Source organism: Agrobacterium sp. SORGH_AS 787, from assembly GCF_030819035.1.
Lineage (GTDB): Bacteria > Pseudomonadota > Alphaproteobacteria > Rhizobiales > Rhizobiaceae > Agrobacterium > Agrobacterium larrymoorei_B.
This window is the reverse complement of the sequence record NZ_JAUTBG010000002.1, coordinates 454,190-478,092: the sequence shown is the minus strand read 5'-3', so window position 1 is coordinate 478,092 and position 23,903 is coordinate 454,190. Positions and strand designations below refer to the sequence as shown.

34 protein-coding genes are annotated in these 23,903 nt (G+C 59.2%); 24 read left to right on the top strand and 10 right to left on the bottom strand.

Annotated elements, in window-relative coordinates; genetic code table 11:
* Positions 1 to 201 precede the first annotated feature (201 nt).
* Positions 202 to 585 (top strand): acyl-CoA thioesterase, encoded by a 384-nt coding sequence (locus QE435_RS11845; RefSeq protein WP_306934358.1) that lies wholly within the window; start codon positions 202 to 204, stop codon positions 583 to 585.
* Positions 586 to 863: 278 nt separating this feature from the next.
* Here QE435_RS11845 and QE435_RS11840 read toward each other — a convergent pair whose 3' ends face one another.
* The 3 genes from QE435_RS11840 to QE435_RS11830 all read right to left on the bottom strand — a co-directional run bounded on the left by QE435_RS11840 (position 864) and on the right by QE435_RS11830 (position 3,022).
* Positions 864 to 1,532 (bottom strand): porin family protein, encoded by a 669-nt coding sequence (locus QE435_RS11840; protein ID WP_309771735.1) that lies wholly within the window; start codon positions 1,530 to 1,532, stop codon positions 864 to 866.
* Positions 1,533 to 1,812: 280 nt separating this feature from the next.
* Positions 1,813 to 2,181: a hypothetical protein gene (locus QE435_RS11835; RefSeq protein WP_349041495.1), complete on the bottom strand. Its 369-nt coding sequence runs from the start codon at positions 2,179 to 2,181 to the stop codon at positions 1,813 to 1,815.
* Positions 2,182 to 2,422: 241 nt separating this feature from the next.
* Complete coding sequence (locus QE435_RS11830) at positions 2,423 to 3,022, bottom strand: LexA family transcriptional regulator (RefSeq protein ID WP_306934355.1); 600 nt, start codon at positions 3,020 to 3,022, stop codon at positions 2,423 to 2,425.
* Between the two features lie 84 nt (positions 3,023 to 3,106).
* On the opposite strand from QE435_RS11830, the gene QE435_RS11825 reads away from it, so the two are divergent.
* The 10 genes from QE435_RS11825 (at position 3,107) to QE435_RS11780 (ending at position 6,732) form a co-directional block, all read left to right on the top strand.
* On the top strand, positions 3,107 to 3,445 hold the full coding sequence (locus QE435_RS11825) for a hypothetical protein (RefSeq protein WP_349041494.1): 339 nt from the start codon (positions 3,107 to 3,109) through the stop codon (positions 3,443 to 3,445).
* Positions 3,442 to 3,621 (top strand): hypothetical protein, encoded by a 180-nt coding sequence (locus QE435_RS11820; RefSeq protein ID WP_306934353.1) that lies wholly within the window; start codon positions 3,442 to 3,444, stop codon positions 3,619 to 3,621. Before QE435_RS11825 ends, QE435_RS11820 begins: the two co-directional genes overlap by 4 nt.
* On the top strand, positions 3,614 to 3,844 hold the full coding sequence (locus tag QE435_RS11815) for a hypothetical protein (RefSeq protein ID WP_349041493.1): 231 nt from the start codon (positions 3,614 to 3,616) through the stop codon (positions 3,842 to 3,844). Before QE435_RS11820 ends, QE435_RS11815 begins: the two co-directional genes overlap by 8 nt.
* Positions 3,841 to 3,975, top strand: a complete 135-nt coding sequence (locus QE435_RS11810) for a hypothetical protein (protein ID WP_349041492.1) — start codon at positions 3,841 to 3,843, stop codon at positions 3,973 to 3,975. Before QE435_RS11815 ends, QE435_RS11810 begins: the two co-directional genes overlap by 4 nt.
* A gap of 356 nt (positions 3,976 to 4,331) precedes the next feature.
* On the top strand, positions 4,332 to 4,538 hold the full coding sequence (locus tag QE435_RS11805; RefSeq protein ID WP_296101212.1) for a hypothetical protein: 207 nt from the start codon (positions 4,332 to 4,334) through the stop codon (positions 4,536 to 4,538).
* Positions 4,531 to 5,022, top strand: a complete 492-nt coding sequence (locus QE435_RS11800) for a DUF1376 domain-containing protein (RefSeq protein ID WP_349041491.1) — start codon at positions 4,531 to 4,533, stop codon at positions 5,020 to 5,022. The genes QE435_RS11805 and QE435_RS11800 overlap by 8 nt, the downstream gene beginning before the upstream one ends.
* Positions 5,015 to 5,653 (top strand): hypothetical protein, encoded by a 639-nt coding sequence (locus QE435_RS11795; RefSeq protein ID WP_349041490.1) that lies wholly within the window; start codon positions 5,015 to 5,017, stop codon positions 5,651 to 5,653. The genes QE435_RS11800 and QE435_RS11795 overlap by 8 nt, the downstream gene beginning before the upstream one ends.
* Entirely contained in the window at positions 5,650 to 5,991 is a 342-nt protein-coding gene (locus QE435_RS11790) for a hypothetical protein (RefSeq protein WP_349041489.1), read from the top strand. The genes QE435_RS11795 and QE435_RS11790 overlap by 4 nt, the downstream gene beginning before the upstream one ends.
* Positions 5,988 to 6,149 (top strand): hypothetical protein, encoded by a 162-nt coding sequence (locus QE435_RS11785; RefSeq protein ID WP_349041488.1) that lies wholly within the window; start codon positions 5,988 to 5,990, stop codon positions 6,147 to 6,149. Before QE435_RS11790 ends, QE435_RS11785 begins: the two co-directional genes overlap by 4 nt.
* A 22-nt stretch (positions 6,150 to 6,171) precedes the next feature.
* The gene (locus QE435_RS11780) at positions 6,172 to 6,732 is read left to right on the top strand and encodes a hypothetical protein (RefSeq protein ID WP_306934345.1); all 561 of its coding nucleotides are present in this window, start codon (positions 6,172 to 6,174) and stop codon (positions 6,730 to 6,732) included.
* Between the two features lie 189 nt (positions 6,733 to 6,921).
* Here QE435_RS11780 and QE435_RS11775 read toward each other — a convergent pair whose 3' ends face one another.
* Positions 6,922 to 7,188, bottom strand: a complete 267-nt coding sequence (locus QE435_RS11775) for a hypothetical protein (RefSeq protein ID WP_349041487.1) — start codon at positions 7,186 to 7,188, stop codon at positions 6,922 to 6,924.
* The gene (locus QE435_RS11770) at positions 7,185 to 7,622 is read right to left on the bottom strand and encodes a PIN domain-containing protein (RefSeq protein ID WP_349041486.1); all 438 of its coding nucleotides are present in this window, start codon (positions 7,620 to 7,622) and stop codon (positions 7,185 to 7,187) included. The genes QE435_RS11775 and QE435_RS11770 overlap by 4 nt, the downstream gene beginning before the upstream one ends.
* A 437-nt stretch (positions 7,623 to 8,059) precedes the next feature.
* Here QE435_RS11770 and QE435_RS11765 point away from each other — a divergent pair, with 437 nt between their 5' ends.
* The 13 genes from QE435_RS11765 (at position 8,060) to QE435_RS11705 (ending at position 20,064) form a co-directional block, all read left to right on the top strand.
* Positions 8,060 to 8,605 (top strand): terminase small subunit, encoded by a 546-nt coding sequence (locus tag QE435_RS11765; protein ID WP_349041485.1) that lies wholly within the window; start codon positions 8,060 to 8,062, stop codon positions 8,603 to 8,605.
* Positions 8,606 to 9,146: 541 nt separating this feature from the next.
* Positions 9,147 to 10,658: a terminase gene (locus QE435_RS11760; protein ID WP_349041484.1), complete on the top strand. Its 1,512-nt coding sequence runs from the start codon at positions 9,147 to 9,149 to the stop codon at positions 10,656 to 10,658.
* 330 nt (positions 10,659 to 10,988) lie between these two features.
* A complete protein-coding gene (locus QE435_RS11755; RefSeq protein ID WP_306934341.1) occupies positions 10,989 to 11,204 on the top strand; it encodes a hypothetical protein in 216 nt (71 codons plus the stop codon).
* Position 11,205: 1 nt separating this feature from the next.
* The gene (locus tag QE435_RS11750; protein WP_349041483.1) at positions 11,206 to 12,921 is read left to right on the top strand and encodes a portal protein; all 1,716 of its coding nucleotides are present in this window, start codon (positions 11,206 to 11,208) and stop codon (positions 12,919 to 12,921) included.
* Positions 12,918 to 13,214: a hypothetical protein gene (locus tag QE435_RS11745; protein WP_130978343.1), complete on the top strand. Its 297-nt coding sequence runs from the start codon at positions 12,918 to 12,920 to the stop codon at positions 13,212 to 13,214. The genes QE435_RS11750 and QE435_RS11745 overlap by 4 nt, the downstream gene beginning before the upstream one ends.
* Positions 13,192 to 13,902 carry a hypothetical protein gene (locus QE435_RS11740; RefSeq protein ID WP_349041482.1) on the top strand — a complete coding sequence of 237 codons (711 nt, stop codon included), beginning with the start codon at positions 13,192 to 13,194 and terminating at the stop codon, positions 13,900 to 13,902. The genes QE435_RS11745 and QE435_RS11740 overlap by 23 nt, the downstream gene beginning before the upstream one ends.
* A gap of 3 nt (positions 13,903 to 13,905) precedes the next feature.
* Positions 13,906 to 14,901, top strand: coding sequence for a major capsid protein (locus QE435_RS11735; RefSeq protein WP_112953542.1), 996 nt, complete (start codon positions 13,906 to 13,908; stop codon positions 14,899 to 14,901).
* Between the two features lie 26 nt (positions 14,902 to 14,927).
* Positions 14,928 to 15,371, top strand: coding sequence for a Bbp16 family capsid cement protein (locus QE435_RS11730; RefSeq protein ID WP_349041481.1), 444 nt, complete (start codon positions 14,928 to 14,930; stop codon positions 15,369 to 15,371).
* Positions 15,364 to 15,813, top strand: a complete 450-nt coding sequence (locus QE435_RS11725) for a hypothetical protein (protein ID WP_349041480.1) — start codon at positions 15,364 to 15,366, stop codon at positions 15,811 to 15,813. Before QE435_RS11730 ends, QE435_RS11725 begins: the two co-directional genes overlap by 8 nt.
* A gap of 72 nt (positions 15,814 to 15,885) precedes the next feature.
* Entirely contained in the window at positions 15,886 to 16,467 is a 582-nt protein-coding gene (locus tag QE435_RS11720; RefSeq protein ID WP_113225154.1) for a hypothetical protein, read from the top strand.
* Between the two features lie 4 nt (positions 16,468 to 16,471).
* Positions 16,472 to 19,087 carry a hypothetical protein gene (locus QE435_RS11715; RefSeq protein ID WP_349041479.1) on the top strand — a complete coding sequence of 872 codons (2,616 nt, stop codon included), beginning with the start codon at positions 16,472 to 16,474 and terminating at the stop codon, positions 19,085 to 19,087.
* Positions 19,084 to 19,542, top strand: a complete 459-nt coding sequence (locus QE435_RS11710; RefSeq protein WP_349041478.1) for a hypothetical protein — start codon at positions 19,084 to 19,086, stop codon at positions 19,540 to 19,542. Before QE435_RS11715 ends, QE435_RS11710 begins: the two co-directional genes overlap by 4 nt.
* 3 nt (positions 19,543 to 19,545) lie before the next feature.
* Entirely contained in the window at positions 19,546 to 20,064 is a 519-nt protein-coding gene (locus tag QE435_RS11705; protein ID WP_349041477.1) for a hypothetical protein, read from the top strand.
* 38 nt (positions 20,065 to 20,102) lie between these two features.
* Here the strand turns inward: QE435_RS11705 and QE435_RS11700 are convergent, their stop codons facing one another.
* From QE435_RS11700 to QE435_RS11680, 5 genes are all read right to left on the bottom strand, one after another.
* Positions 20,103 to 20,666: a hypothetical protein gene (locus QE435_RS11700; RefSeq protein ID WP_306934327.1), complete on the bottom strand. Its 564-nt coding sequence runs from the start codon at positions 20,664 to 20,666 to the stop codon at positions 20,103 to 20,105.
* A gap of 107 nt (positions 20,667 to 20,773) precedes the next feature.
* On the bottom strand, positions 20,774 to 21,379 hold the full coding sequence (locus QE435_RS11695) for a hypothetical protein (protein WP_306934325.1): 606 nt from the start codon (positions 21,377 to 21,379) through the stop codon (positions 20,774 to 20,776).
* A gap of 270 nt (positions 21,380 to 21,649) precedes the next feature.
* Entirely contained in the window at positions 21,650 to 22,291 is a 642-nt protein-coding gene (locus QE435_RS11690; RefSeq protein ID WP_306934324.1) for a hypothetical protein, read from the bottom strand.
* A gap of 286 nt (positions 22,292 to 22,577) precedes the next feature.
* Positions 22,578 to 23,093: a hypothetical protein gene (locus tag QE435_RS11685; RefSeq protein WP_349041476.1), complete on the bottom strand. Its 516-nt coding sequence runs from the start codon at positions 23,091 to 23,093 to the stop codon at positions 22,578 to 22,580.
* A gap of 104 nt (positions 23,094 to 23,197) precedes the next feature.
* Complete coding sequence (locus QE435_RS11680) at positions 23,198 to 23,806, bottom strand: hypothetical protein (RefSeq protein ID WP_349041475.1); 609 nt, start codon at positions 23,804 to 23,806, stop codon at positions 23,198 to 23,200.
* Between the last annotated feature and the right edge of the window lie 97 nt (positions 23,807 to 23,903).

Sequence of the window (23,903 nt, the reverse complement as noted above, 5' to 3'; positions counted from 1 at the left end):
CTTGGTAAATTGTCGTGTTTTGGTTTTTGACTGTATTTTAATGTGAATTATTGTTGGTGTGGGCGGACTTCGAACGCCGTTTCCTGATTTTGGGCGACATGCTGGAAATGAAGACCAGCCAAGACGAAATCGCTCTTTTCCAATGGTCAGCGAATAGGCTATCGCGACACCGGGAGGCGCGCGATCAAGAGGTTTATGCTGATGAACAACCAACCGCCCCCCGATATGGAACTGACCCTGCGCACGCTGGCCATGCCGGCCGACGCCAACCCTGCCGGGGATATTTTCGGCGGCTGGGTGATGTCGCAGATGGACCTTGCCGCCTTCGTGCGCGCCAATGACGTGGCGGGCGGCCGCACCGTGACGGTTGCCGTCAACGAGATCGTCTTTAAGAAGCCGGTGAAGATCGGCGATACGCTGTGCGTCTATACCCGCATCGAGAAGGTGGGTCGCACATCGATCACGCTGAAGATCGAAGCCTGGACGCGCCACTATTCGCAGCAATCCCGCGACAAGGTGACGGAGGCCGTGTTCATCATGGTGGCGGTGGATGATGCGGGGAACCCGCGGCCGGTGAAGGGGTGAGGGGGCGTCACACTCTCCTCCGTCATTCTCGGCCCAGAGCCGAGAATTCATTTCCTTGAGAGCCCGTCGTGCGGGTGGCGCAGCGCCGGATTGCTGTTAAGTCTTTGAAAAGGTGGATCCTCGGGTCAAGCCCGAGGATGACGGCAGTGGGTGGGGCAGAGACGACGCGCAATAGGCCAGCTCGTAGATGAGGCCCAGATTGTGTCGCGTCTTCTGGCGTGCCGCGGTTCCACCGAGAGCGCCCGTTACCCGGCCCGCATCGTGAATAACGATATGGCTTAGAATTTTACGCCGAGGCCGAGGCGGACGCCGTGTTGGTCGATATCGGAGTTCAGCAGCGGGCCGGCGTTGTAGTCGTAATTCTGGTCGCCGAAATTGGTGTAGCGATATTCGACGCGGCCGAAGATCATGTCGGTGAAGGCGTAATCGACGCCAGCGCCGACGGTGAAGCCGTTGAAGGTTTCCTTTTCGGTGCCAGCACCGGGGACCGTCATATAGCCGCGGCCGATCGCCCAGCCTGCCGTGCCGTAAACCATCGCCCGGTCAACCGCATAGCCGACCTTGGCGCGGACCGAACCCTGCCAATCAAATCCATATTGATAGAAGTCCGGCGCGAGAACCGTGAGCTTGCCATCGCCCCAATTGCCTTCGAAATCACCTTCAATGCCTGCGACCCAGTTGTTGGAGAACTGGTAGTTATAGCCTGCGAAGCCGCCTGCCATGCCGGTGTTGAAATCGGCACTCACCGTGCCGGACGGTGCGATGCCGAGGATGTCCTGTTTGTTCCAGCCATATCCAACCTGAATACCTGCGTCAAAGCCGGTCCAGGAAAAGGCCGGGTTTTCAATCGCCACCGGTGCTGCGGGAACGTCCGAGACCGCATCCGCAGCAATTGCAGAGGTTGCGGCAAGAACAAAAGCGGCGGCGGCAAAGACAGTGGTTTTCATCGGAAGTATCCTGGGCTTTAATGCCGCTATCGATAGCGTATTGGCGGCGAAATGCTGTAGCCCCGGAGCAACAATCGGGACATCTTGCGCGGCTGCGACCCGGAGCGACATCCTGGCTCTTGGCTCTTGGCTCTTGGCTCTTGGCTCTTGGCTCTTGGCTCTTGGCTCTTGGCTCTTGGCTCTTGGCTCTTGGCTCTTGGCTCTTGGCTCTTGGCTCCTGGCTCGCTTCCGCGAGAGTATCTGTGTCGCGGGGATGTTGGCCCGTGCTTGGTAAGGCTGCCTATGCCCGTGACTGGATGCCCTGCTGCGTGTGGTTCAGGGTGTTGTAAAGGCCGGTGCCGTGCCGCAGGCGGCGTTGCTCTGCCATCTCGTGCCGCGCATCATGTTCCTTGCGGTCTTCCTCGCGTTCGGCAAAAGGGCGGATATCGAAATCGTCGGCGATGGACATGCCCTTTTTGGCCGTGACGTCATAGAGATCGACGCCGATCACCGTGCAGTTTTCGGAGGTGGTCTCGTCGATCAGGGCCTGGATCTCCTGCGCCTTGTAGACGCGCACCGGCATTTCCAGAAGAACCGTATCGCCATCGTGCCAGCGGGTGACGATGAGCAATATTTCGTCTCTTCCAATAATGTCGTCAGGCACGGTCATGGGAGATTATCCTCGTCTTCGCTGCCTTCCCGGGGCCGGGTTACTCCGTTTGGGTCGTCAATTGCGTGCCCGAACGCAGATCGATTTCTACTATGATACTAGTATCACGGTCAACAAGAAAACTAGTATAAATGAGAACAAAGAAAGAATCAGTTTTAATGCTAGGCTGGCTGTGAGGGATGGTGGCTGTCAAGCGGCGCAGTTGACCCGCTTGGTCGGGGAGAGCGTTTGCCCGCTTGGGTTACATATTGATGATCGAGCGGCGGACGCGGCCGACGATGATGGGGTCGTTGTCCGGGAAGATCGGTTCATGCTGCGGGTTGGTGGAGACGGGCTCGAAGCGCATGGGGCCGGAGCGATAGCGCTTGTAGGTGGCGTTGCCTTCCACGTCCGAGATGACGTAGCAGCCATTGGGAACGAGGTTGCGGTCGTTGCGATCGACGAAGATGATGGAGTCGGGCGGAGAGATCCTGTCCATGGAATCACCGCTGACTTTCAAGGCAATCCAGTCCCCTGAGGCCGGTAAATCCGCCACGCGGATGAGGCCGAGGGCTTCATCGGCAATATCGTCGCGGATCATGGCGCCAGCGCTGACCCAGGCGAGATAGGGCACGATCAGGGTGGGAACGCCCTCCGCATCCGGCGTGTAGGATGGGTCGAGCTCATGGATGCCGACGCCCAGCGCCTGGGCAAGGGCGGGAAGCTCGGTGGTCTTTTCAGTCAAGCCGGTCTCGAGCTGCGAGATGAGCTGCTGGCTCACACCCGACAGTTCCGCAACTTTCGCCTGCGAAAGATTTTTGATCTTCCTGATCGATTTCAGATTTTCGCCAATAATTCCCATGGCTTAGTTTTTACCAGAACGCTTGTGGAAAAGCACACAAGGAAACTAGTTGACGGACGTCAGAATTTTTACTAGTTTTCTTGTATGGATAGATTTCGTCATCACACCGAATGGGCCGCTGAGGCCGGTGGCTTTCGGGCCAGGCTTGCAGGGGCAAGGGGTTGCTTCGAGCAGCCCGTTTCCTGGCGGCAATCCGAGGCCGGGCAGGGTGGCGCGGCACAAGCGGTTGCGGTTGAAACGGCGTTTGTCTTGCGAATGGCGGGGGATGGGTTTGTCCCTCGTCTGGACCTGCGCCCCGATGTCTTTGGTGAGCGGCAGGCAGCGGAGCGGAGGAGCGATGTGTCCTTCGCCGCGCTGGCTGCTCCCGGCATCGGGGCGGGGCAAAGGCGGCTTTTGACCTTGAAGGAGGATCTCTTCGCATGAGTTCTGTCCGTATCGAAGCATCTTCGCAGGCGCGCCGCGCCGCGTTTCAGACAAGCTATATCGGCTGCCGCGAATGCCGGCGTCCGCTGTCTATCGAACACCAGATCGAGCGGTTCTGCGATGCTTGCGGAGCGGTGACGCCGGTCGAAATCCGGGAAGGAAAGAAGGATGACTGATGTTCTGGAAAAGCCCGGCTTTGGCGTGGCGCGCTGGAAGGCGGTGGCCGAGTATCGAAGCCGAGCCGGTATCGTCGATGTCGAGCACGCGATCGAGGAGCTGGACGAGCTTCACGATCTGATCGAGCGCGGGCCGGACTGGAACACGCTGGTCAAGATCACCGTGACCTTTGCCCGCCCGGTTTCCGGGCTGCTGACAATCGAGGAGGCAGCGCGGCTATGACCAACGGCACCAGCAGCATGCTGCCCGTAGCGACGGATGACGATGAGGATACAAGCTTCGATTTCGAGGCTTTCGAAGCCGAGCTTCTTTGCGAGGTAGACCGCATCAATGGCGAGCGACTGGCGGCCTGATGGGCGATGGGTCGCCGCATGACTGAGGTCCACGTTTCGGTGGTTCTGCCGCCGGATCGAAGATTTTGATCGCTCCTCCTCCCTGGCGATCAAAAACGGGCTGGCGGCTTGTCCTCCCCGGGCCGTCAGCCCAACCCACCCTTCCTCGAAGCCTTTGCCGTCCCAAGGGGACGGTTGGACGTGCTTGTCGGGATACAACCCTGGACGGAAGCGCTGAGCTTTCGGCCTCACAGCTCTCGACCGCGCTTTGAAGCGCGGCGGAACTCACCATTGCCAAGACCAAGCCTCATGTCTGCGCCTGCGCGTCAGACGGCAGGCGAACTTTGCCGCCTGATGGCGAGGAAGCGGGAACACGCATGAGCAAGGCACTGACACTTTTTCGCTCCGGCTATGACACAGCCGAGATCGCCTACATTCTGGGGCGCACGGAAGCGGATGTTTACAACGAGCTTGCGCGGCTTCGCGAAGAGAGCCGGGCGGCGAATGTGGCGGTGATCAAGTATCATCCCGGCAAAGATGCCTGGGGCACGCCGCCGATGCGCGCGGAGAATGCCAATGGCTAATCTGCCTTTCATGCCGTTCTGGACCGATGCCTATCTCGCCGACACGGTGCATCTGACCACCGAGCAGCATGGCGCCTATCTGCTGCTGCTCTTCCAGGCGTGGCGTTCACCCGATTGTTCGCTCGCCGATGACGACGAGTTGCTGGCGCTGCAGGCCAAGGTTTCGCCGGCCAAGTGGCGGGCGATGAAGCCGGTGGTGATGGCGTTCTGGAAGCTCGACAAGCGGCGGAAGAAATGGGTGCAGAAGCGCCTGCGGATCGAGCGCGAAAAGGCCATGGAGCGCAAGGCGAAAGCCAGAGATAGCGCCGTAACCCGCTGGAAAGGCAAAGAAAAGACCGATGCGAAGGCATTGCGACCGCAGAGCGAAGGCTCTGCTTCCAGAGTCACACCCATAGAAGAAAAATCTGGCGATTTTTCCAAAGGCGCTCGCGCGCCGAAAAAATCATCCCGCGATTTGTTGATGGAGGCGTTTCAGGATGTTTGACCTCATTGCTAAGGATCAGTTCGACCGGCTGCCGGAGCGGTACCGTGAGCGTGCACGGCAGATTGCCCTGCGGGTGCAGGAGATCGACCGGCTGCTTGCGCCCGGTTCGCCGGAGACCATTCGCGATACGGCGCTTCGGCTGATCGGCCAGTTTCGCCCGCAGCCGGGCATGGATGTGGCGGCGTTTGGCCGCGAGTTTCGCGGGGTCTGCGCCGATCTGCCGGAATGGGCAGTGTGCGAGGCGGCCAATGACTTCATTGCCGGGCGGATTGCCAACCACACCGGCCAGTTCGTGCCGACCTGTGCGGAGTTCGGCAAGCAGGCCAGAGCCATCATCGCGCCTTTTCATGCCGAACGCTATGCGCTGCGCATTGAAGCCTCGCGGCTGTTCGACCGTGCGGCGGATGAGAAAAGGCGAGCGATGATTGCCATCGAGCGGGCTGATCCGGCGGTGAAGGCGCGGGTGCGAGCGATTGTGGCGGAGGCGCGTGCAGGGGCGCCGGCGAGGGTCGGGTTCCTGCATGGCTCTCTCGACCCGCAGGTGCAGGCGACGCTGGATGCGATGAAGAGGACGCCGCAGCACCCATCGAAAATTTCAAAGACCCGCATCGGCAAGGACGACAGACGATGAGCTATCCGCAAACCGAACTGACTATGACCCTGATCCAGACGAGCCGCGTGGACGGATTTTTGCGCCTCGTCAGCCCGCTGGAATACCGGGCGCGCGACAGCATGGCGGATGCGGCGCGCCACCTTCTTCAGAAATACCCCGACGCCACGCTGCATCTGGTGCGCAGCGATGTGCGGGCGCGCTGGCTGGTGAGAATCCGGATGGAGATGGTGGTGCATTTTCGCGATGCGCTGGGCAAGACCTACCCGCAGATCGCCCGTTTCATGCGCCGCGACCACACCTCCATTCTGCATCTCTACCGAAAGGCGAAGGCACAAGCTTTGGAGGGCGGGGCGTGACCGGCGCAATTCCACAGGCGATCCACCAGGCAAAGGCGGCGGCATCGGAACGCAAGAAGCGAGAAACGGCGATCCACCGCATTCTCGACCAGTATCAGCAAGGCCGCGGTGCATCGGCCTGCATGGACGACATCAAGCGCATTCTGGCGCGCAATTAACAACGGAAAAAGGACCAGCAGCATGACCAGCAAGGCGGAAAAACTGAAGCAGAAGCGCGGACGGCGTAAGGTGATCAATGTGGCGCGTGAGCCCAATGGGCGTATCTCAAGATCCGGCCGCGCCCACGCGCCGGCAGACAGCGTGGCGCTGAAGGCGCGGGCAAGCCGCATGGGCGTGACGGTCGAAGAAGCGCGTGATCCGCGAGCGGCAACCTATATCGGCACGCTGAACATGCTCGGCAAACGCGATGGCCTGAGCGACGACCAGTATGAGGGCGCGGTGCGGTTTCTGGAACTGCGCCAATCCTACATGATGGCGATCAAGGCGCCGGATGGCGAACGCGACAGAAGCGAGCGCAGCACGCCGAGCCAGACGATCAGCGAGGATTACGAGAAATGGTGCAAGGCGGTGATTGCCCGCTATGACGGCTGCCGCAAGACCATCCAGACCGCACAGAACGAGCTTCGTCAAAATCTCTGGGCGGCGCTGGATTTCTGCGTGATCAAGGGCGAGCGGCACCACCATATGCTGGGGGATCTTCGCGTGGTGTGTAATGTGTTGGCACGGTTTTTTGGGGTTTGATGTGGGAGACGTCTGCGGTGATGGCGCCGCGACGGTTCCCGACAGTCTCGGGCGTGGCCCGAGACTGCGATGTAATTGGCTCATGGATGGTCGGGTCGAGCCCGACCATGACGGCGGAGAGGTTTGAGGCTCACGGCTCCATGCGACGCTGCTTCGACTCGACCGCCGTTCACGAGGTCGAAGTCGGGGTCAGCGTGCCTTGGACGATTGTTTTTCTTCAACCAACTCGTCGCCTGGATCAGGCTCCGCGTCCGGTGCGCGATCAAGGATCGATAGCGCGGCATCCACATCGCCGCGTGCTGCACGTTTTTGCAGACTGAGAATCGCGCGGCGGTGGCCGATACCATCGGCGATGAAAGCCGATAGCAGCTGGTTGAGCGAAACATTGTCTTCCGCTGCCGCCTGCTTTGCCTCTTCCATGACATGGTCTGCCAATCTGAGAGGGTAGGTGCTCATGTTGATTGTCTCCTTCTCGTCAATTCCGCCGCAAAATCTCCAGCTCTCATAACCGATATGCCGAACGCCTTGACCGCGGGATGGTCGAAATGCCGGTCACTACTGACAATATAGGTCGCGCCAGCTGCCAAAGCGCATTCTATATAAATATCGTCGTTCGCATCCGGCAGGAATGGTCTGAAGCGAAACCAGGGTGACACGAGTTGCGCCTGGCTGAAGATCGCATCCAGCAGCATGTCGATTTCGTGTGGGCGGATCCAAGGCTCTTGCCCGAGAATGCCCTCACGCTTCAGAACATCCTCGTATTCCAAAGCGACGGCAGGTGACACTGCAAAGGGAACGCCGCCCTTCAACATTTCCCTTATAAGCCAATGCGATGCGCCTCTGGACGAGCGTAGCGCTGCAAGCAGGACATTCGCATCAACAACGATCATTACGGGATTATGATATCTTATATGATATCATGTCAAGGGTGGTTGGAATACGCCATATTGTGACAGGTGGCTTTGCTCTATGAGGAAAGAGCGGCATTTTAAAATATATAGTTTCAACGATTTAGACGGTTTTTCTGGTTTCGAAGATTTTATCGTTTGACTTTTCTACCCGAAACAGCGATAAGTGACATGTCTTCATATTCGAAGAATTGTATTTGGAAGCGGCCTTCGGGTCGCTTTTTGCGATTCTGGGCCACGTGTATCGATAGGCGGCTTTTGCCGCGAAGCCTCTTTGCTCCTGCTTTCGTTTTGGATCTTGCTTTTTAGCCAGTTAGCTCAGCGTTGCCGGTGTGTTGCTGAGGTTGCTTCTGCGGCACGGCCTGAAAATCTAAGCCTCGATACACAACGCAGTAGACCGCTGGCACGGAATGACCCCCATGACAAAACCACGGCCATTGACCCCGAGGCAGCAGGCCTTCGTTGAGGAATATCTGGTCGATCTGAACGCCAGCCAAGCCGCGATCCGGGCGGGGTATAGTTGCAAGACGGCGAAAGTGCTCGGATCAATACTTCTGAAGAAGGTTCAGGTGATGGAAGCAGTGGAGCAGGCCAAGCGAGAGCGTTCCGAACGCACGCAAATCCACGCCGACTGGTTGCTGTCGCGGCTGGCCGAAGAGGCGTTGGCGGATATTGCCGATCTTTATGATGAGAATGGCGGGCTGAAGCCGGTCGATCAGTGGCCGTTGATCTGGCGGCAGGGGCTGGTGGCGGCGGTTGAGGTCAAGGAACTGTTCGAAGGGCGCGGCGAGAGCCGCGAGGCGATCGGTCGGGTGTCTCAGGTGAAGCTCAGCGATCGGATCAAGCGGCTGGAGCTGATCGGCAAGCATATCGATGTGCAGGCGTTTCGGGAGAAGGTCGAGGTCGAGGTTAGCGGGTCGCTGGCTGAGCGGTTGGCGCGGGCGAAGGCGCGGGTTTTGGACTGACGGGTTTTGTTGCTGCGGTTGACGGTGCCGGTCGGTCGGGGTGTTGGTGGGTGGCGTCTGCGTCGAGATGCATTGTCTGCGGCTCCGTTGCACGACGCTTTTTGACTTTCTGGCCTCGTGACCTTGGATAGGGTCTTGAACGACAGTTGAGAACAGCCCTTTGGCCGAAGGCGGAAAACCTCTCGGAGTCATCCTCGCCCTTGAGGCGAGGATCCATCTTTTCACGCGGTCAAGAGTGCGGCTGATGGATCCTCGGGTCGAGCCCGAGGATGACGAAGGAGGAGAGGTTTGACCTCATCGCAACGTCGTGCGGACGTGATAAGTGACAGAGTGAACGGCTGAATGGCTGTGTTTCCAGCTAAACCGCCGGGCGTCCTATTGGACGCACAAAGGACGCTTTGCCTTTTTTGAATCTAGCGATGCTGTCGCGGATTATCTGCGCCGTGTGATCGGAAAGATCGCGACCCGCTTCAATCGGACGAGTGCGCGCCGCGTGTGGCATTCAATTCCAGACAGTGCAGGCTTTGCCGGGAGATTGTTCATGGGCAATGCCAGGCAGGCGAGCAAGGGCCGTGTGGATGCCGATCTCGATGCGGAGATCATCGAGGCGGCGGCGCGGTTTCAGTTTGATCCGCAGGCCTGGGCGCGGTTTGCCTGGGATTGGGGTGAGGGCGAGCTTGAGGGCATTGCGGGGCCGCGGGATTGGCAGGCGGATATCAATGATGAGATCCGTCAGCATCTGAACAGCGAGAACCGCTATCAGCCTTTGCAGATTGCGGTGGCGAGTGGGCATGGCATTGGGAAATCGGCGCAGATGGGGATGATGGCCAATTGGGCGATGTCCTGTTTTGCCGATTGCAAGATTGTCGTGACGGCCAATACCGAGACGCAGCTGCGCACCAAGACATCGCCGGAAGTGGGCAAGTGGTTCCGCTCCTCGATCACCAGCCACTGGTTCGAGACGCAGGCCATGTCGATCAAGTCGCGCGATCGCGGGCATGCCGATTTGTGGCGGCTGGATTTCGTGGCCTGGTCTGCCAACAATACCGAGGCTTTTGCCGGTCTGCACAACAAGGACCGGATCATCGTTCTGATGTTCGACGAGGCGTCGAAGATTACCGACAGTGTCTGGGAAGTGGCCGAAGGCGCGCTGACCGACGAAAACACCATCATCATCTGGATCGTCTTCGGCAATCCGACGCAGAATACCGGGCGGTTTCGCGAGTGTTTCCGCCGGCATCGCCGGCGCTGGATCAGGCGGCAGATCGACAGCCGCTCGGTGCCCGGCACCAACAAGAAGAAACTTGCCGAATGGGTCAGCGACTACGGCGAGGACAGCGATTTCGTCAAAGTGCGAGTGCGTGGCATGTTTCCATCGACATCGGCAAAGCAGTTCATCTCCACCGAAGATGTGGACGCTGCCCAGAAGGTGCATCTGCGCAAGGAGCAATATGATTTCGCGCCGAAGATTATCGGCGTCGATCCGGCCTGGACCGGTGACGACGAGCTGGTGATCTATCTGCGCCAGGGGCTCTATGCCCGGCTTTTGATGACAATGCCGAAGAATGACAACGACATTCTGGTGGCAAACCATGTGGCGCGCTTCGAGGACGAATTGCAGGCCGATGCGGTGTTCATCGACCTTGGTCACGGTACCGGCATCTATTCCGCCGGCGTGACGCTGGGGCGTACATGGCAGCTCGTCAGCTTTGCCGAAAAGAGCATCGATCGCGGCTGTCTCAACAAGCGTGCCGAAATGTGGAAGGGCATGCGCGACTGGCTGAAACAGGGCGGCGCGCTCGATGCGCGCGACGACATTCTCTATCACGACCTGATCGGGCCTGAGCTTGTGGCCCGCGTGGATGGCAAGCTGCAGATCGAGAGCAAGGAAGACATGAAGGCGCGGGGGCTTCCTTCTCCCAACCGTGCGGATGCGCTTGGACTGACCTTTGCCCGGCCTGTCGTTCCTAAGGGGCGGGGGGATGAGCGGTATAATCATAGCCGGGAGACCGGGTATGGTGGTGATGGGGATGGGTATAATCCGTTTGGGTGAGGGATGCGCCATCTGATGCGCTGTGATGTCCGGCGGTAGGAATGATGGAGGCGACCCCTTTTACGTTCTGGATCTGCCGTTCACCCCCCTCTGCCCTGCCGGGCATCTCCCCCCTCAAGGGTGGAGATCGGCAAAAGGCGCTCTTCGCGTTTCACATCTGACCGTAGTTTGAGCCAAGACGGTGCAACAGTCCGATCTCCCCACTTGAGGGGGAGATGCCCGGCAGGGCAGAGGGGGGGTCTTCTACCCAACTCATTGTTTCCATGAAATTTAAGCCGAACAGCCTGCGGTGCGGGCTGGCTCTGTCTGTCTTCAATTCGAGGTTTTGCGATGTGTGTTTTCAAGTCTCCCAAGGTGGCGAAGCCGGAGGATCCGAAGTTGCCGATCGAGTATGCGGCGCAGCGTGAGCCGGACAGTCAGACGGTGAATGGAGCCGGGCGGCGGGTGCGGGATCGGTTGCGGGCTGCGACATCGACCATGCTGACCGGGGTTCAGGGTGTGGGTGCGCTGGATAGCAGCGGCAAGAAAAACCTGTTGGGAGGCTGATATGGCCGATACGATCCGCGAACGGCATGAGCGGCGCCTGAAGGCGTTGCAGAAGGAGCGCAACCCCTATGAAGCGCAGTGGCAGGAGCTGAACGATTTCATCGTTCCCGGCCGTTACCGCAAGGGGGATGCCCGTGACCCGAAGGGGATCAACGGCAACAAGAAGATCATCGACAACTCGCCGAAGCTTGCGCATCGCGTGGCGCAATCGGGCATGCAGGCGGGGCTGACATCTCCCACGCGGCCCTGGATGCGCTACAGCATTGCCGACAAGGACCTGCGCGAGTTCGGGCCTGTCAAAGACTATCTTTATGAGGCGACACGCCGGGCGCGCGAGCGGCTGGCCGTCTCGAATATATATAATTGTCTTCATTCCGGTTATGGCGACGAGCTTCTGTTCGGGCAATTCTGCCTGATCCTGACGCGCGCCGGGCGCCGCCTGCACGGCATCTTGCCGCCGGTCGGGCAATATTGGCTGGCGCAGAGCCAGTATGGCATGCGGGTGGATACCTGTTACCGGCGCGTGTGGATGACGGTGGAGCAGATTGTCGGGCGCTGGGTGGCAAAGCCCAATTCCCGCGAGATGGACTGGTCCAACGTCTCCTCCACCATCAAGAACCTGTGGGACCGGGGCAATTACGACGAGGTGGTGGAGGTGTTCAACGCCATCGAGCCGCGTTCCGCCCGCGATCCCGCCCGCCCGACGAAGGCCAACAAGCCCTTCATGTCCAACTATTGGGAAGCGGGCCAGGACCGCGACAAGATGCTGGAGGTGAGCGGCTTCGACCGCAATCCGCTGATTGCGCCGCGCTGGGATGTGGTGGGCGAAGATGTCTATGCTGCCACATGCCCCGGTATGGATGCGCTGCCGGATGTGAAGATGCTGCAGACCGAACAGCGCTGGAAGGGCATGGGTATCGAGCACCAGGTGCGCCCGCCGCTGGTGGCGCCAACGTCACTGCGCAACAAGCGCAACTCTTCGCTGCCTGGTACCGTGACTTTCGTGGACGAGCAGAGTGTCGGAACCGCCGCTTATCGCCGCGCCTTCGAGGTGAATGTGCCACTTGGTGATCTGGCCGCCGATATCGATGAGGCGAAGCGCCGGGTGGACCGGGCCTTTTACGCCGATCTGTTCATGGCGATCAGCACCATGGAGGGGGTTCAGCCGCGCAACCAGTTCGAGCTGACGCAGCGCAAGGAAGAGCAGCTTCAGCAGCTGGGACCGACGGTGGAGCGACAGCATCACGAGCTGATCCAGCCCTTGGCCGACTGGGTGTTCTACCAGCTGGACGATGACGACGAGCTGCCGGACGCGCCGCAGGATCTGCAGGGCGAGGAGCTGAATGTCGACAATATCTCGACGCTCTACCAGGCGCAGCTTGCGGTTTCGACCGGCTCTATCGAGCGGATGGTGAGTTTCGTCGGCAATCTTGCCGGTGCGCGACCTGACGCCGTGGACAAGCTCGATGTCGACCAGGCGATCGACGAGTATGGCGATGCGATCGGTGTGGTGTCCACCATCGTGCGCTCCGACGACAAGGTGAAGGCGATCCGCGACGAGCGGGTGCAACAGCAACAGGCGGCGCAGGCGACGGAAGCCGCCGCCAAGCTGGCGCCTGCACTGAAGGATGGTGCGCAGGCGGCACAGGCGCTTTCCGCCACCGACGATAATGGCGGGCCGGTGGAACTGCTGCGCAAGCTTGGGATTGCCGGATGACAGCCAAAACAGTGCAGGAACAGGCGCTCGATCTCGCAACCGAGTTCGTGCTGGCGGAGCCGCGTGCGCGCGAATTTCTCTGGTGGGTGCTTTGCCAGTGCAACGTCTATGGCGCGCCGCATGTGGTGAATGGCGAGACCGGCATTCACATCGGTCGCCGGATCATCGGCGTCACCATCATCGACCAGCTGAACCAGATCAAACCCACCGCCTATGCCGAGATGATGATCGAGGCCCACAGACGCGCGGAAAAGCGCAAGAGGGAAGAGCATGCTGAGACAGTGGATGAATAACGCCGCCTTTGCGCCGGAAGGCCATACAGATTGGGGCGTGAGCCCCGATGCCGGCGGCAATGCCAACGCCAATGAGAGTGCCGATGCGCCGCTTCTGAACGGGGCGGCGGAGCCGCTTGTCGCCGGCCAGAATGGAGCAGGTCGAGAGGGCAGCGCGGGAGAGGGCGACAAGCCTGCCTCCGAGCCGGACGACGCCGCCGATCTCGTGCCGGAGAATGGCGAGTACGACATCAAGCTCGATGGCGGCATTGAACTCGACCGGGCGCTGCTGGACCGCGCTTCTCCGGTGATGAAGGAGCTTGGCCTGACGAATGGCCAGGCGAGCCGTCTGGCCGGCGTGATCGCCGAGCAGCGCAAGCTTGAATATGACGCGCTGAGCGAGCGCCACCAGAAGATTACCTCCGACTGGCAGCAGGAAATCCGTGCCGACCGGGACTTTGGCGGCGACAATCTCGCGACCAGCCTCAACAACGCAAACCGCGTGATCGCGACGTTTGGAGACGATGCTCTCCGCCGCGATCTCGTCGAAATCGGGATTGGCAACCATCCCGGACTTTTCCGGCTATTGGCCCGTGTCGGCAACGCTCTCAGTGATGACAAGCCCGCATCGTCGGAAACCGCAGCAGCCCCTCCAACCTCGCCCGAACAGGCGATGTACGGAGCGACAACATCAACGACACGAGGTTAACACATGGCCACTATCGGCAATATGTATCCCACCCTTTCCGACCTGAAGAAGCAGGGCTGGGGCGACGACATTTCCACCATCATCGACATGCTGGTGCAGTTCAACGCGATGTATGAAGACGCGCCGATCTTCGAATGCAACATGGGCTCGTCGCATCTGACGACGGTGCGCACCGGCCTTCCCGTTCCCACCTGGCGCAAGCTCTACAAGGGCGTTCTGCCGACCAAGGGCACGACGGCGCAGGTGAAGGACGCGACCGGCATGCTGGAAGACTGGTCCGAAGTCGACGCCAAGCTGGTCGAAATCGCCAAGAACCCGGCTCGTTTCCGGCTCAATGAAGCCAAGGCCCATATTGCGGGCATGGCGAACATGCTGGGCTCGACCGTCTATTACGGCGATATCGACGTGAACCCGGAGCGCTTTACCGGCCTGCATGCCCGCTTCAATTCCAAATCCGCCGCCAATGGCCGCCAGATCGTCGATGCCGGCGGCACGGGCTCGGACAACACCTCCATCTGGTTCGTGACCTGGGGTGAGGATTCCGTGCACCTGCTTTATCCGGAAGGATCGAAGGCCGGTCTGCAGCGCGACGACAAGGGCAAGACCACCAAGGAACTGCCGGATGGCTCGCTCTATGACGTGTATCGCGAGAAGTTCCAGCAGGATATCGGCCTTTCGGTGCGCGACTGGCGCGGTGTTGCGCGTATCGCCAATATCGACGTTTCTGATCTGCGCGCCAACCCCACGGCGGGCGGTGCCGATCTCATCAACCTGATGATCGACGGCTATTACGCGCTGCAGAACCCGAACCAGCCAAACGGCAAGACGGTGATCTATGCCAGCAAGACGGTGCAGACCTTCCTGCACAAGCAGGCGATGAACCGCACCAATGTGAACCTGACGCTCGACCAGAGCCAGGGCAAGCCGATCGTCTCCTTCCTGGGCGTGCCGATCCGCCGCGACGACAATATTCTCGAAACAGAAGGGCAGATCGTCTGAGGACGGTCTGGAACAGGTGACACTCCATGATTTTTGACGCACAGAATCTCTTCTCGGATGCGCAGGCGATCACCGCCTCGACCGTATCCACCAATGTCATCGACTTCGGCGCATCGGGCAAACCCGTGGGTGCCGCTGCCGCAATCCGCAAGGATCTTGGCCGCGGCAAGAAGGTCGATCTTCGCCTGCAGATGGTGGAGACAGCACTTGCCTCCGGTGCGGCGACGCTGACCGTCGATCTGCAGACCGACGACAATGAGGCGTTCTCCTCGCCGCGTGTGGCCTGGACATCCGGCGCGATCCCCAAGGCGTCGCTTGTGGCTGGCTATGTGTTTCCGCTGGAGTTCTTTCCACGCGGTGCGGATGAGCGCTTTGCCCGTCTTGCCTATACGGTTGCGACCGGCCCGTTGACGGCAGGCAAGATCACCGCCGGTGTGGTGGCCGCCTCGGAGGACAATAATTATGACTAAGACCGTGATGGCGACCCGGGCCGGTGTCTACGGGCATTTTCGTGATGAGGGCGCGGTTTTCGAGATCGCGACAGAGGCGCATTTCTCGCCCTTCTGGATGAGCGAGATTTCGCCGGAAGAGGCACTGGCGCTGCAAGTGGCGGCACGCAAGCGTGCGGAGGATCAGCGCCAGGGGATCGGCACCGCCCATGTCGACAATGCCGAGATCGAGGCTCTTCGGGCCGAGATTGCGCAGAAGGACGCCGAAATCGAGCGGCTGACGCGCAATGCGCCCGTTGCTTCTGCCGAGAAGACCGCGGCGGAGGTGGTAAAGATGGCGAGCGATCCGGGCGTCGAGTTCATGACCTTCAAGGCGGCGGCGCGCAGGCTTCTGGGCGAGGCGACGCCTTCGACCAAGGCGGAGATTATTGCCGCACTTGAGGACAAGGTGAGCCAGGGTTGATCCCTGTCGATCAAACTTATGACGCTGAACCCGGCTCAATCCAGAGCCGGGTTTTCTATTTTGGAGAAGCGAATGTCATCCGTTACCAGCATCTGCAACATTGCGCTGTCCAATATCGGCAAGAAGACCATTTCCGACATAGACGAGCCATCGACCGAGGCGCGCACCTGCAAGCTTCATTATGCGCTGACGCGCGACCGGTTGCTGCAATCCTATGAATGGGAATTTGCCAAGACCATGGTCGATCTGGCGGAAGTTGCCAATCCGCGGCCTGAGCGCTGGCGCCATGCCTATGCGCGGCCGCAAAATTGTCTGAAGCCGCTGCGCATCGTGCCGGCCGTGCTTTTGCCAGGCGATAGCGACGACGTCGCCTATCATGCGACCGAAGGGCTGATCTTTTGCGATCAGTCTCCGGCGAAGCTGGAATTCGTGCGGCAGTTCGATGACCCGGCGCGCTATCCGCCGCTGTTTGAAGAAGCGTTGAGCTGGGCGCTGTCGGCCAAGATCGCTATTCCGCTGACATCCGACCAGTCCACCCGCAAGGATGCCTACCAGATTGCGGCCTCGTCTTTCGAGGCGGCGAAGGAGGCGGATGCAGATGAGAATCGATCGAGCTGGACCGACAGTTCCACACTGATGACGGCACGAGGCTGAGACCATGGCAATTTTGCGCGTGATGCAGCCGGCCTTTACCTCCGGCGAGTTGAGCCCGGCGCTGTGGGCGCGGGTCGATGTGGAAAAATACCGGTCAGGGCTGAAGGTGGCGAAGAACATTTTCATTCATCCGCATGGCGGGGCCTCCAATCGCAGCGGGCTGGAATTCGTTGGCCGGACGCGAGGCTCCGGCTTTGCCATTCTGCTGCCCTTCATCTTCGATGCGGAGACGGATCAGACCTACAATCTGGAATTTTCTCACCTTAAGATGCGTGTCTACCGCGCCGGAAGTCCGGTGCTGGAAGCGGCAAAGGGGATTACCGGCGTTTCGGTTGCGGCAAAGGGTGTGGTGACGTGCGCAGCGCATGGTTTTGCCGATGGCGATGAGGTGTTCATTGCCGGACTTTCGGGCATTAGCGCGCTGAACAACCGCAATTTCATCATCCGCAATGTGACGACCAATACGTATCAGCTGGAAGATCTGCTGGGGGTGGCTGTCTCCACGCTTGGGATGCCGGCTTATGCGGGTGGCGGCACGGCGCGGCGGGTCTACGAGATCGCCTCGCCTTATACGGCGGAAGAGTTGCGGCGGGTGGTTTTCGCCCAGGAAAACGACGTGATGTATCTGACGCACCAGGCGCATCCGCCGATGAAGCTTTCACGGCTTGGCGATGCCAACTGGATGTTCTCGTCGCTGACCTTCGTGCCGCAGATTGCCAAGCCCACGGGGGTGACTGGCAATGCGGTGTTCAAAAGGAAAGGTGGGGCAACCGCAAACGTGTCCTATCGGATTACATCGGTCAGCGCCTCGGGGGCGGAGAGCGCGCCGTCTGCCACGGTGACGGTCAACGTGCAGTATGAGAACGAGGATGGCCGGCGCATCCGGTTGACGTGGAACGCCGCGACTGGTGCCAGCCTCTACAGGGTGTACCGCACCGACAGCGGCGACGGCTTGCTGGCGGAGACGCCAGTTCTCGAAGCCGAATTCGGCCAGACGGAAAATAGCGGCAGCGGCAAGCAACCTCCAGCAAGCTCTGCCGCTGGCGCGCCGCCGGTGCCGACGGGCGTGACTGGATCGATCGTCTACGGCAAGGAGATGAAATATGTGGTGGCGGCCATCTCCGATGAGACGGGGGAAGAAAGCCTGCCATCAGAGCCTGCGACGCTGCGCAACGACATGGTCTATCGCGGCAACCGCAATCTGCTGTTCTGGACGGCGACGCCGGGGGCCGGAAGCTATGCGGTCTATCGTTTGGACAATGGCCGCTATGGCTATATCGGCAAGACCGAGACGACGAGCTTTACCGATGAGAATATCACGCCGGATCTGGCGAGCGGTCCGCAGGAGGGGAACAATCCTTTCAACAGTGTTGGGAATTATCCGGCCTGCGTGAATTTCTACGAGCAGCGCCTTGCCATGGGCGGCACGGCGAATGTGCCGGCGGGTTTGTGGCTTGGGCAGTCTGCGAACTATGAGAACTTCGGCGCGGCCTCGCCGGTGAAGGCGAGTGACGCCATCACGCTGCGCATCCGTTCCAAGGAGAAGAACCAGATCCGGGCGATCAGCGAGTCTCGCGGCATGGCGGTCTTCACCACTGCGAATGAGTTCAACGTGGCTGGCAGTGGCGAAGAGATCATGACGCCGACCAATATGGTGGTGAAGAAGCAGAGCAACCGCGGGTCATCCTGGTTGCAGCCGATTGCGGTGGGCGATGTGATGCTGTTTGCGCTGGCGCGGGGCGGGGTCATTCGCGACTATTCCTATGAATTTTCCAACGACAACTTCACCGGCAAGGATCTGACGATCATGTCGCGCCATCTGTTCGAGGGGCGGCAGGTGGTCTCCTGGGCCTTTGCGCAATCGCCTTACTCGATCGTCTGGGTGGTGCTGGACAATGGTATGTGCGTGAGCCTGACCTATATGCGCGAGCATGAGGTGTGGGCCTGGACGCGACACGAGACGGATGGCGTGTTCGAGGCGGTAAATGTGGTGGCCGAAGGTGATGAGGACGCGGTCTACTTCGTCATTCGCCGGACGGTGGATGGCAAGCCGCAGCGCTACATCGAGCGCATGCATTCGCGCCTCTTTGCGGTGTCGGCGGATGCGTTCTTCGTCGATAGCGGGCTTTCCTATGAGGGTTCAGCCACGAAGACGATGCGCGGGCTTTACCACCTTGAAGGCAAGACGCTGGTGGCGCTGGCGGATGGCAATGTGGTGCGCGATCTGGTGGTGACGAATGGCACGGTGACGTTGCCGATTGCCGCTTCCAAGGTGCATGTGGGCCTGCCCTACGAAGCGGAGTTGAGGACGCTCGATATCGATCTCGGCAATGTGGGCGAGCTTGGCACGGTGCAGGCCAGAAACAAGGCGATCGCCAATATTACGCTTAGGGTGGAAAAGACCCGTGGCATCTGGGCCGGGCCCGCAGACGATGCGCTGGTGGAGCTGAAGCAGCGTGAGTTCGAGAACTGGAGCGAGGCGATCCGCCTTGCGACCGGCGATGTGGAGCTGACGCCGACGGCGGACTGGACGAAGGGTGGGACGATGATCATCAAGCAGTTCGATCCGCTGCCGATGACGGTTCTCGCCATCATGCCGGATCTCAGGGTGGCATCGTGACGGTTCGCGTGATCGAAGCGCGGCCCGAGCATGTGGATGTGATTGCGCCACGGATGCGCGAAGCCGACCGCGAGGAGGTGTTCGCCGCCGTGGGACGCGGACCGGCCTCTGCGCTTTTGCACTCGCTGGAGCGATCCGATTTTGCCCACACCGTGCTGTTTGACGATGTGCCGGAGCTGATGTTCGGCTGCGGCACGACGAATATGCTGACCCGGACCGGTGCGCCGTGGCTGCTGGGGACCGATGCGCTGGAGCGGCATGCGCGCGACTTTCTGCGGGGCTCTCTCCACTGGGTGGCCGAGATGCGGCAGCGCTACCAACTGCTGCAGAATGTGGTGGATGACCGGAACACGGTTTCCAAACGCTGGCTGCAATGGCTGGGCTTCACGCTTTCCGAGCCGCAGCCCTTTGGCTATGAGCAGCGCCCTTTTCGTATTTTTGAGATGAAGGCTTGAGGCATGTGTGATTTTGGTCTGATCCTTGGCGCCGCCTCGACCGTGATCGGTGCGGCTGGCGCAAAACAGGAGGCGGAGGCAAATGCCGCCGCATCCGAATATAACGCGAAAGTCACGGACATGAATGTGCGGCTTTCCGAAAGGCGGGCGCGTGACGCGCTGGACCGCGGCAAGCTGGAAGAGCAGAAAAAGCGCCAGGAGACGGCGCAGATTACCGGCCAGCAAAGGGCAGCGATGGCCGCCAATGGCGTGGACCTGACATTCGGCTCCCCGCTCGATCTGTTGGTCGATACTGCAACGCTTGGCGAGATCGACGCGCTGACCATTCGCCGCAATGCCGCAAACGAGGCCTATGACTTCGACGTGGCGGCGGCCAATGGTAGGGCGGAGGCGAGCCTTGCGCGGGCGAATGCCAAGAACACCCGAAAGGGCGGCAACCTGAAAGCGCTTGGCACGCTGCTGACCGGAGCGAGCAAGACGTTTGGCGATAGTCCGTTGTTCAAGCCGAAATCGGGGAAATGAGTTTTTTCGGCATCGGGATTCGCTAACGCGTCCAACCGTCATGGTTTTTTGGCGAAGGGGTCCTGCTGCTTTGCTTCATCTCGGCTTTTGCGAAGCGTTTCTTCGGTCTTGTCCTGGCAGGCGCGCATTTCGTAGAATGCCGTGGCTGCACCTTCAAGCGGAAGGTTTGCAACCTCCTTGTCGGCGTAGGTGATACGCAACTGACTGCTTTTCTGGGCTTCCACGATGAACTTGCCCCCCAGTTTCCCGATTGCCAGATCCTGCGATGTCTCGCTGACCGATGCGATTGCTTCCACCTCCAAGGGCTTCTTTGAATCGAAGGTGAAAAGCAGCGGGTAGACCTTTTCGTCTTCCAATGATTTCCACTTCTCGTTCCTCAACAGAAGATAGAACCTCGGAAACTCCGTAGCGAGGTCCATGCCAAAATGCAGGATCGTATCGCCCTTGGAGCGAAGCGCCACATAGCAGCCAAAATTGCGATCGGGCTCCACGGCCACCGACCAGTTACCAAAGTTTCCCCATTCAACAGGAGCAGCATTGGCTCCGAACGGCATGTAGAGAAGGCATGCGGCGAGGAGGGTGCGTTTCAGGAGCCTATCCATGTCTTTTGCCTGATCATGCTGGATGGTTATCGTTCCGGATACGGTTGTGACAGCTCTGTTCGACCATCGCTCTTATCGACTGCACATCGAGGCTACTGTTACCTCGATCACGGTTTAAAGGGGTCGTCCGAGGCTTGCGTGGAAGATTTTCTGGCGAAGGGATCGGACGTGTCGGGCTTTGTTCTGGAGATTTTGAAGAATTCGTCGGTCGTCTTCTGACAGGCATCCATTTCTTCTATAGCCTCTTCGACGCCACTTAGGGAAAGGTGGGCTATCTCCTTCTTCTCATAGAACATCTTGACGGCTTTGCTGGACTTGAACCCGTCGAGAAAGTCCTGCAAACTCGATTTCATCATGAGTCTACGGTTGGTTCCTTGAACGTAGGCTGTAGTCTCTACATCCCAGTTGATGCCCTCATCGAACTCGAAGTTGACGGAATAGACTTTCTTGTGGACCAGCGATTTCCATTTTTCATTCCCAACAGAGAGAAAAAAGCCTGGCTTTCCCTTTTTGAAATAGCGCCAAAACATCAGGTCATGACCGGTTTCAAACGCAGACATGACGACACACGTATTGTCGAGGTTCGGTTGCATCTGAACCCTCCAGGTCCCGAATTTGCCCCAAAGGACTGGGTCTTTTATCTCCGGTGCGTCTCGCGCGGCGGCGGCGAAAGGCATGCAGGCCAGGAGGAGGGCGGCGATTGCCTGTTTCATGTTAGGGCCTGCTTCGTAAGGGTCATCAGGAGTAGTGGCGATACTTGCTCATTTGCGCATGAGTTGAGATGTCTGTCGAGTGGTTTTGCTTTGGAAACGGGGTGCGCCTGATGGGTTGCGCAGAGGATGCTTTAGTCCGTTAGATCAATATTGACCGGGCTACTTGGCCGGTCAGATTGTGCTGAGGCCAGCGTCGAGGGGCTGACCTCCCGACCCCGGGGTCGTCCGCAGGCGCATCAGACCTCGACATAAGGGCGAAGACAGCAAGTGTTACAGTTTACGGGGATCGCCTGATGGTTCTAAGGAGGGGGCCCTGGCAAAGGGATCGGCCTCCCTGGACTTCGGTTCTCGGGCGTTCAAAATCTCGTCGGTCTTTTGCTGGCAGGCGTTCATCTCGGTTACTGCCTTGGCGACGCCTGTCAAGGAGAGGTTAGCGATCTGTCTGCCTTCGTAGGAGATCGTGGCGGTGTCGCTGGTCTGGAAGTGTTCGAGGAACATCTCATTATCTGTGGCGATCAAGAGCCTGCGCTGGAAATCATCTTCCACTGTTGCCCATGCGTTCGTCTTCCAGATTCCATGATCGCCAAGCTGAACTTCCAAGGCATATCTCTCATCATCCTTCAGAGATTTCCACCTTGGGTTATTGACGGACAAGTACAGGCCAGAGCCGTCCTTTTGACGAAAGCGTCCAAATCGCATTACGACGCCTTCACCATAGATGCGGGCCACGTAACAAGCATTTCCGCGGGTAGGGTCCATAAAGACGTGCCATCCACCGAAGGTGCCCCAGACGGTGGAGTCTTTCGGGGGCGCGTCCTCTGCGACAGCAACAAATGGCGCGAGGACGACAAGAAAAGCGGCAATTGTCTGTTTCATGCGGGACTTGTTGATCAGAACCAGGTTGAAGGTCATTCATTTGCGCACGGGTTGAAATGTCTGTCCAGGCGTTTCGCCGTGTCGGTGAGATCGTGCTCGGTGCACCGCCGCCATTGACGCTAAGCTGGTTCATGGTTTGGGCGCGAATGGGTCATCCGTTGCGCTTGTTGCCGGCGGCTTGGCAAAAGGATCCTCCGTGGTGCTCTCCGCTGGAGGCTTGGCGAATGGATCATCCGGTGTCTCAGTCTCTGGCGTCTTGGCGAATGGATTACCAAACTCTTCCGGCGAGCTTTTAAGGTCTTCTGTAACCATTGCCAAGCAGTCAAGCATTGGCAGAAATCGCCTCGGCAGCGCGATCGAACTTCAATGCAATGGCCGCTCCGCTCACAGGTTTGACGTGAAGCACCTTATTCTTTGCGAACTCTTCGAAAAGTTGAGTATCCTGCGGCACCACAATAAATAGCATGTGGCTATCGTCCATGAAATCGGCTTTCGCCTTTATGGGCGCCGATGAACCGAACTGAAGACGCACATCGAGGTTCCTGTTGGGTTTAAGTACAGTCCATTTGTTGTGTGTGACCGAGAAGTAAACGCCTCGCGCTTCTTCCAGGGGTAAGACGCCGAGGGTGATGGAGGCGTCTGTGCCAAACGACCTGTACAGCGAGCAACCGTGCGTCGCTCGACGGTCATTGAAAACGGACCATTCGCCGACCTGTCCCCACAATTCGGTCTCTGCACGTGTGGTGGTTGGTGAGCATGCGAGGAATGCGAGTGCAATGGCCGTTTGCGCGGTTCTGAGCAAAACCGCTTTCTCAGACAATATCGATTGAAAAATCACTGGTTTCTCATTGGTGGCGGCATTTGTCTACCTAGTCTGCATTGCTTCTATCATCGAGTTCGAAAGCTGCCGCTTGTCCTCAGCGGTGGCGCAGTCCATCGCCGTTACAGCTCGCGCGGACGGTCCACTGCTCCGACAGGAGATTTTTTGGCGAAAGGTTCAGCCTCTTCAGGCTTCGGGTTTAGTTTCTTCAAAACCTCGTCGGTCTTCTTCTGGCAGGCGTTCATCTCGCTCACGGCCTTGGTGACGCCTTTTAGCGACAGGTTGATGATTTCCTTGTCATCATAGTAAACTTTGGCTGTGTCGCTTGTCTCGAACTCTTCGAGGAACTTTTCATCTGCACCGGAGACCAAGAGCGAGCGCGTTACATCGTCGTCCTCCACGACTCCCATAGCGCTTGCGGACCAAGGATCATTATCCCCAAACTGAAGGTCGATGAGATACTCTTGCCCATGCTTGAGCGACTTCCACTTTGGATTGTTGACCGAAAAATACAGGCCGGAGTTGCCCTGCTTGCTGTAGCGCCCAAACCGAAGCACGACGTCCGCCTCGTACACACGACCCAAATAACAAGCATTGCCGGCGGTCGTATCGACACGAACGCCCCATTCACCGAATGTGCCCCACAGGATGGTATCCTTCGAGAAGGCGTCCTCTGCTGAAGCTGCAAAAGGCATGCAGGCCAGAAGAAGGGCGGCGGTTGCCAGTTTCATGTGCGGGCCTGCTGTTCGGGTGCGGTATTGGGTTGAGACCTGGATATTTGCGCAGGAGTTGAAAAGGCTGTCGAGTCGTTTCTTCGAGCTAAAGCGT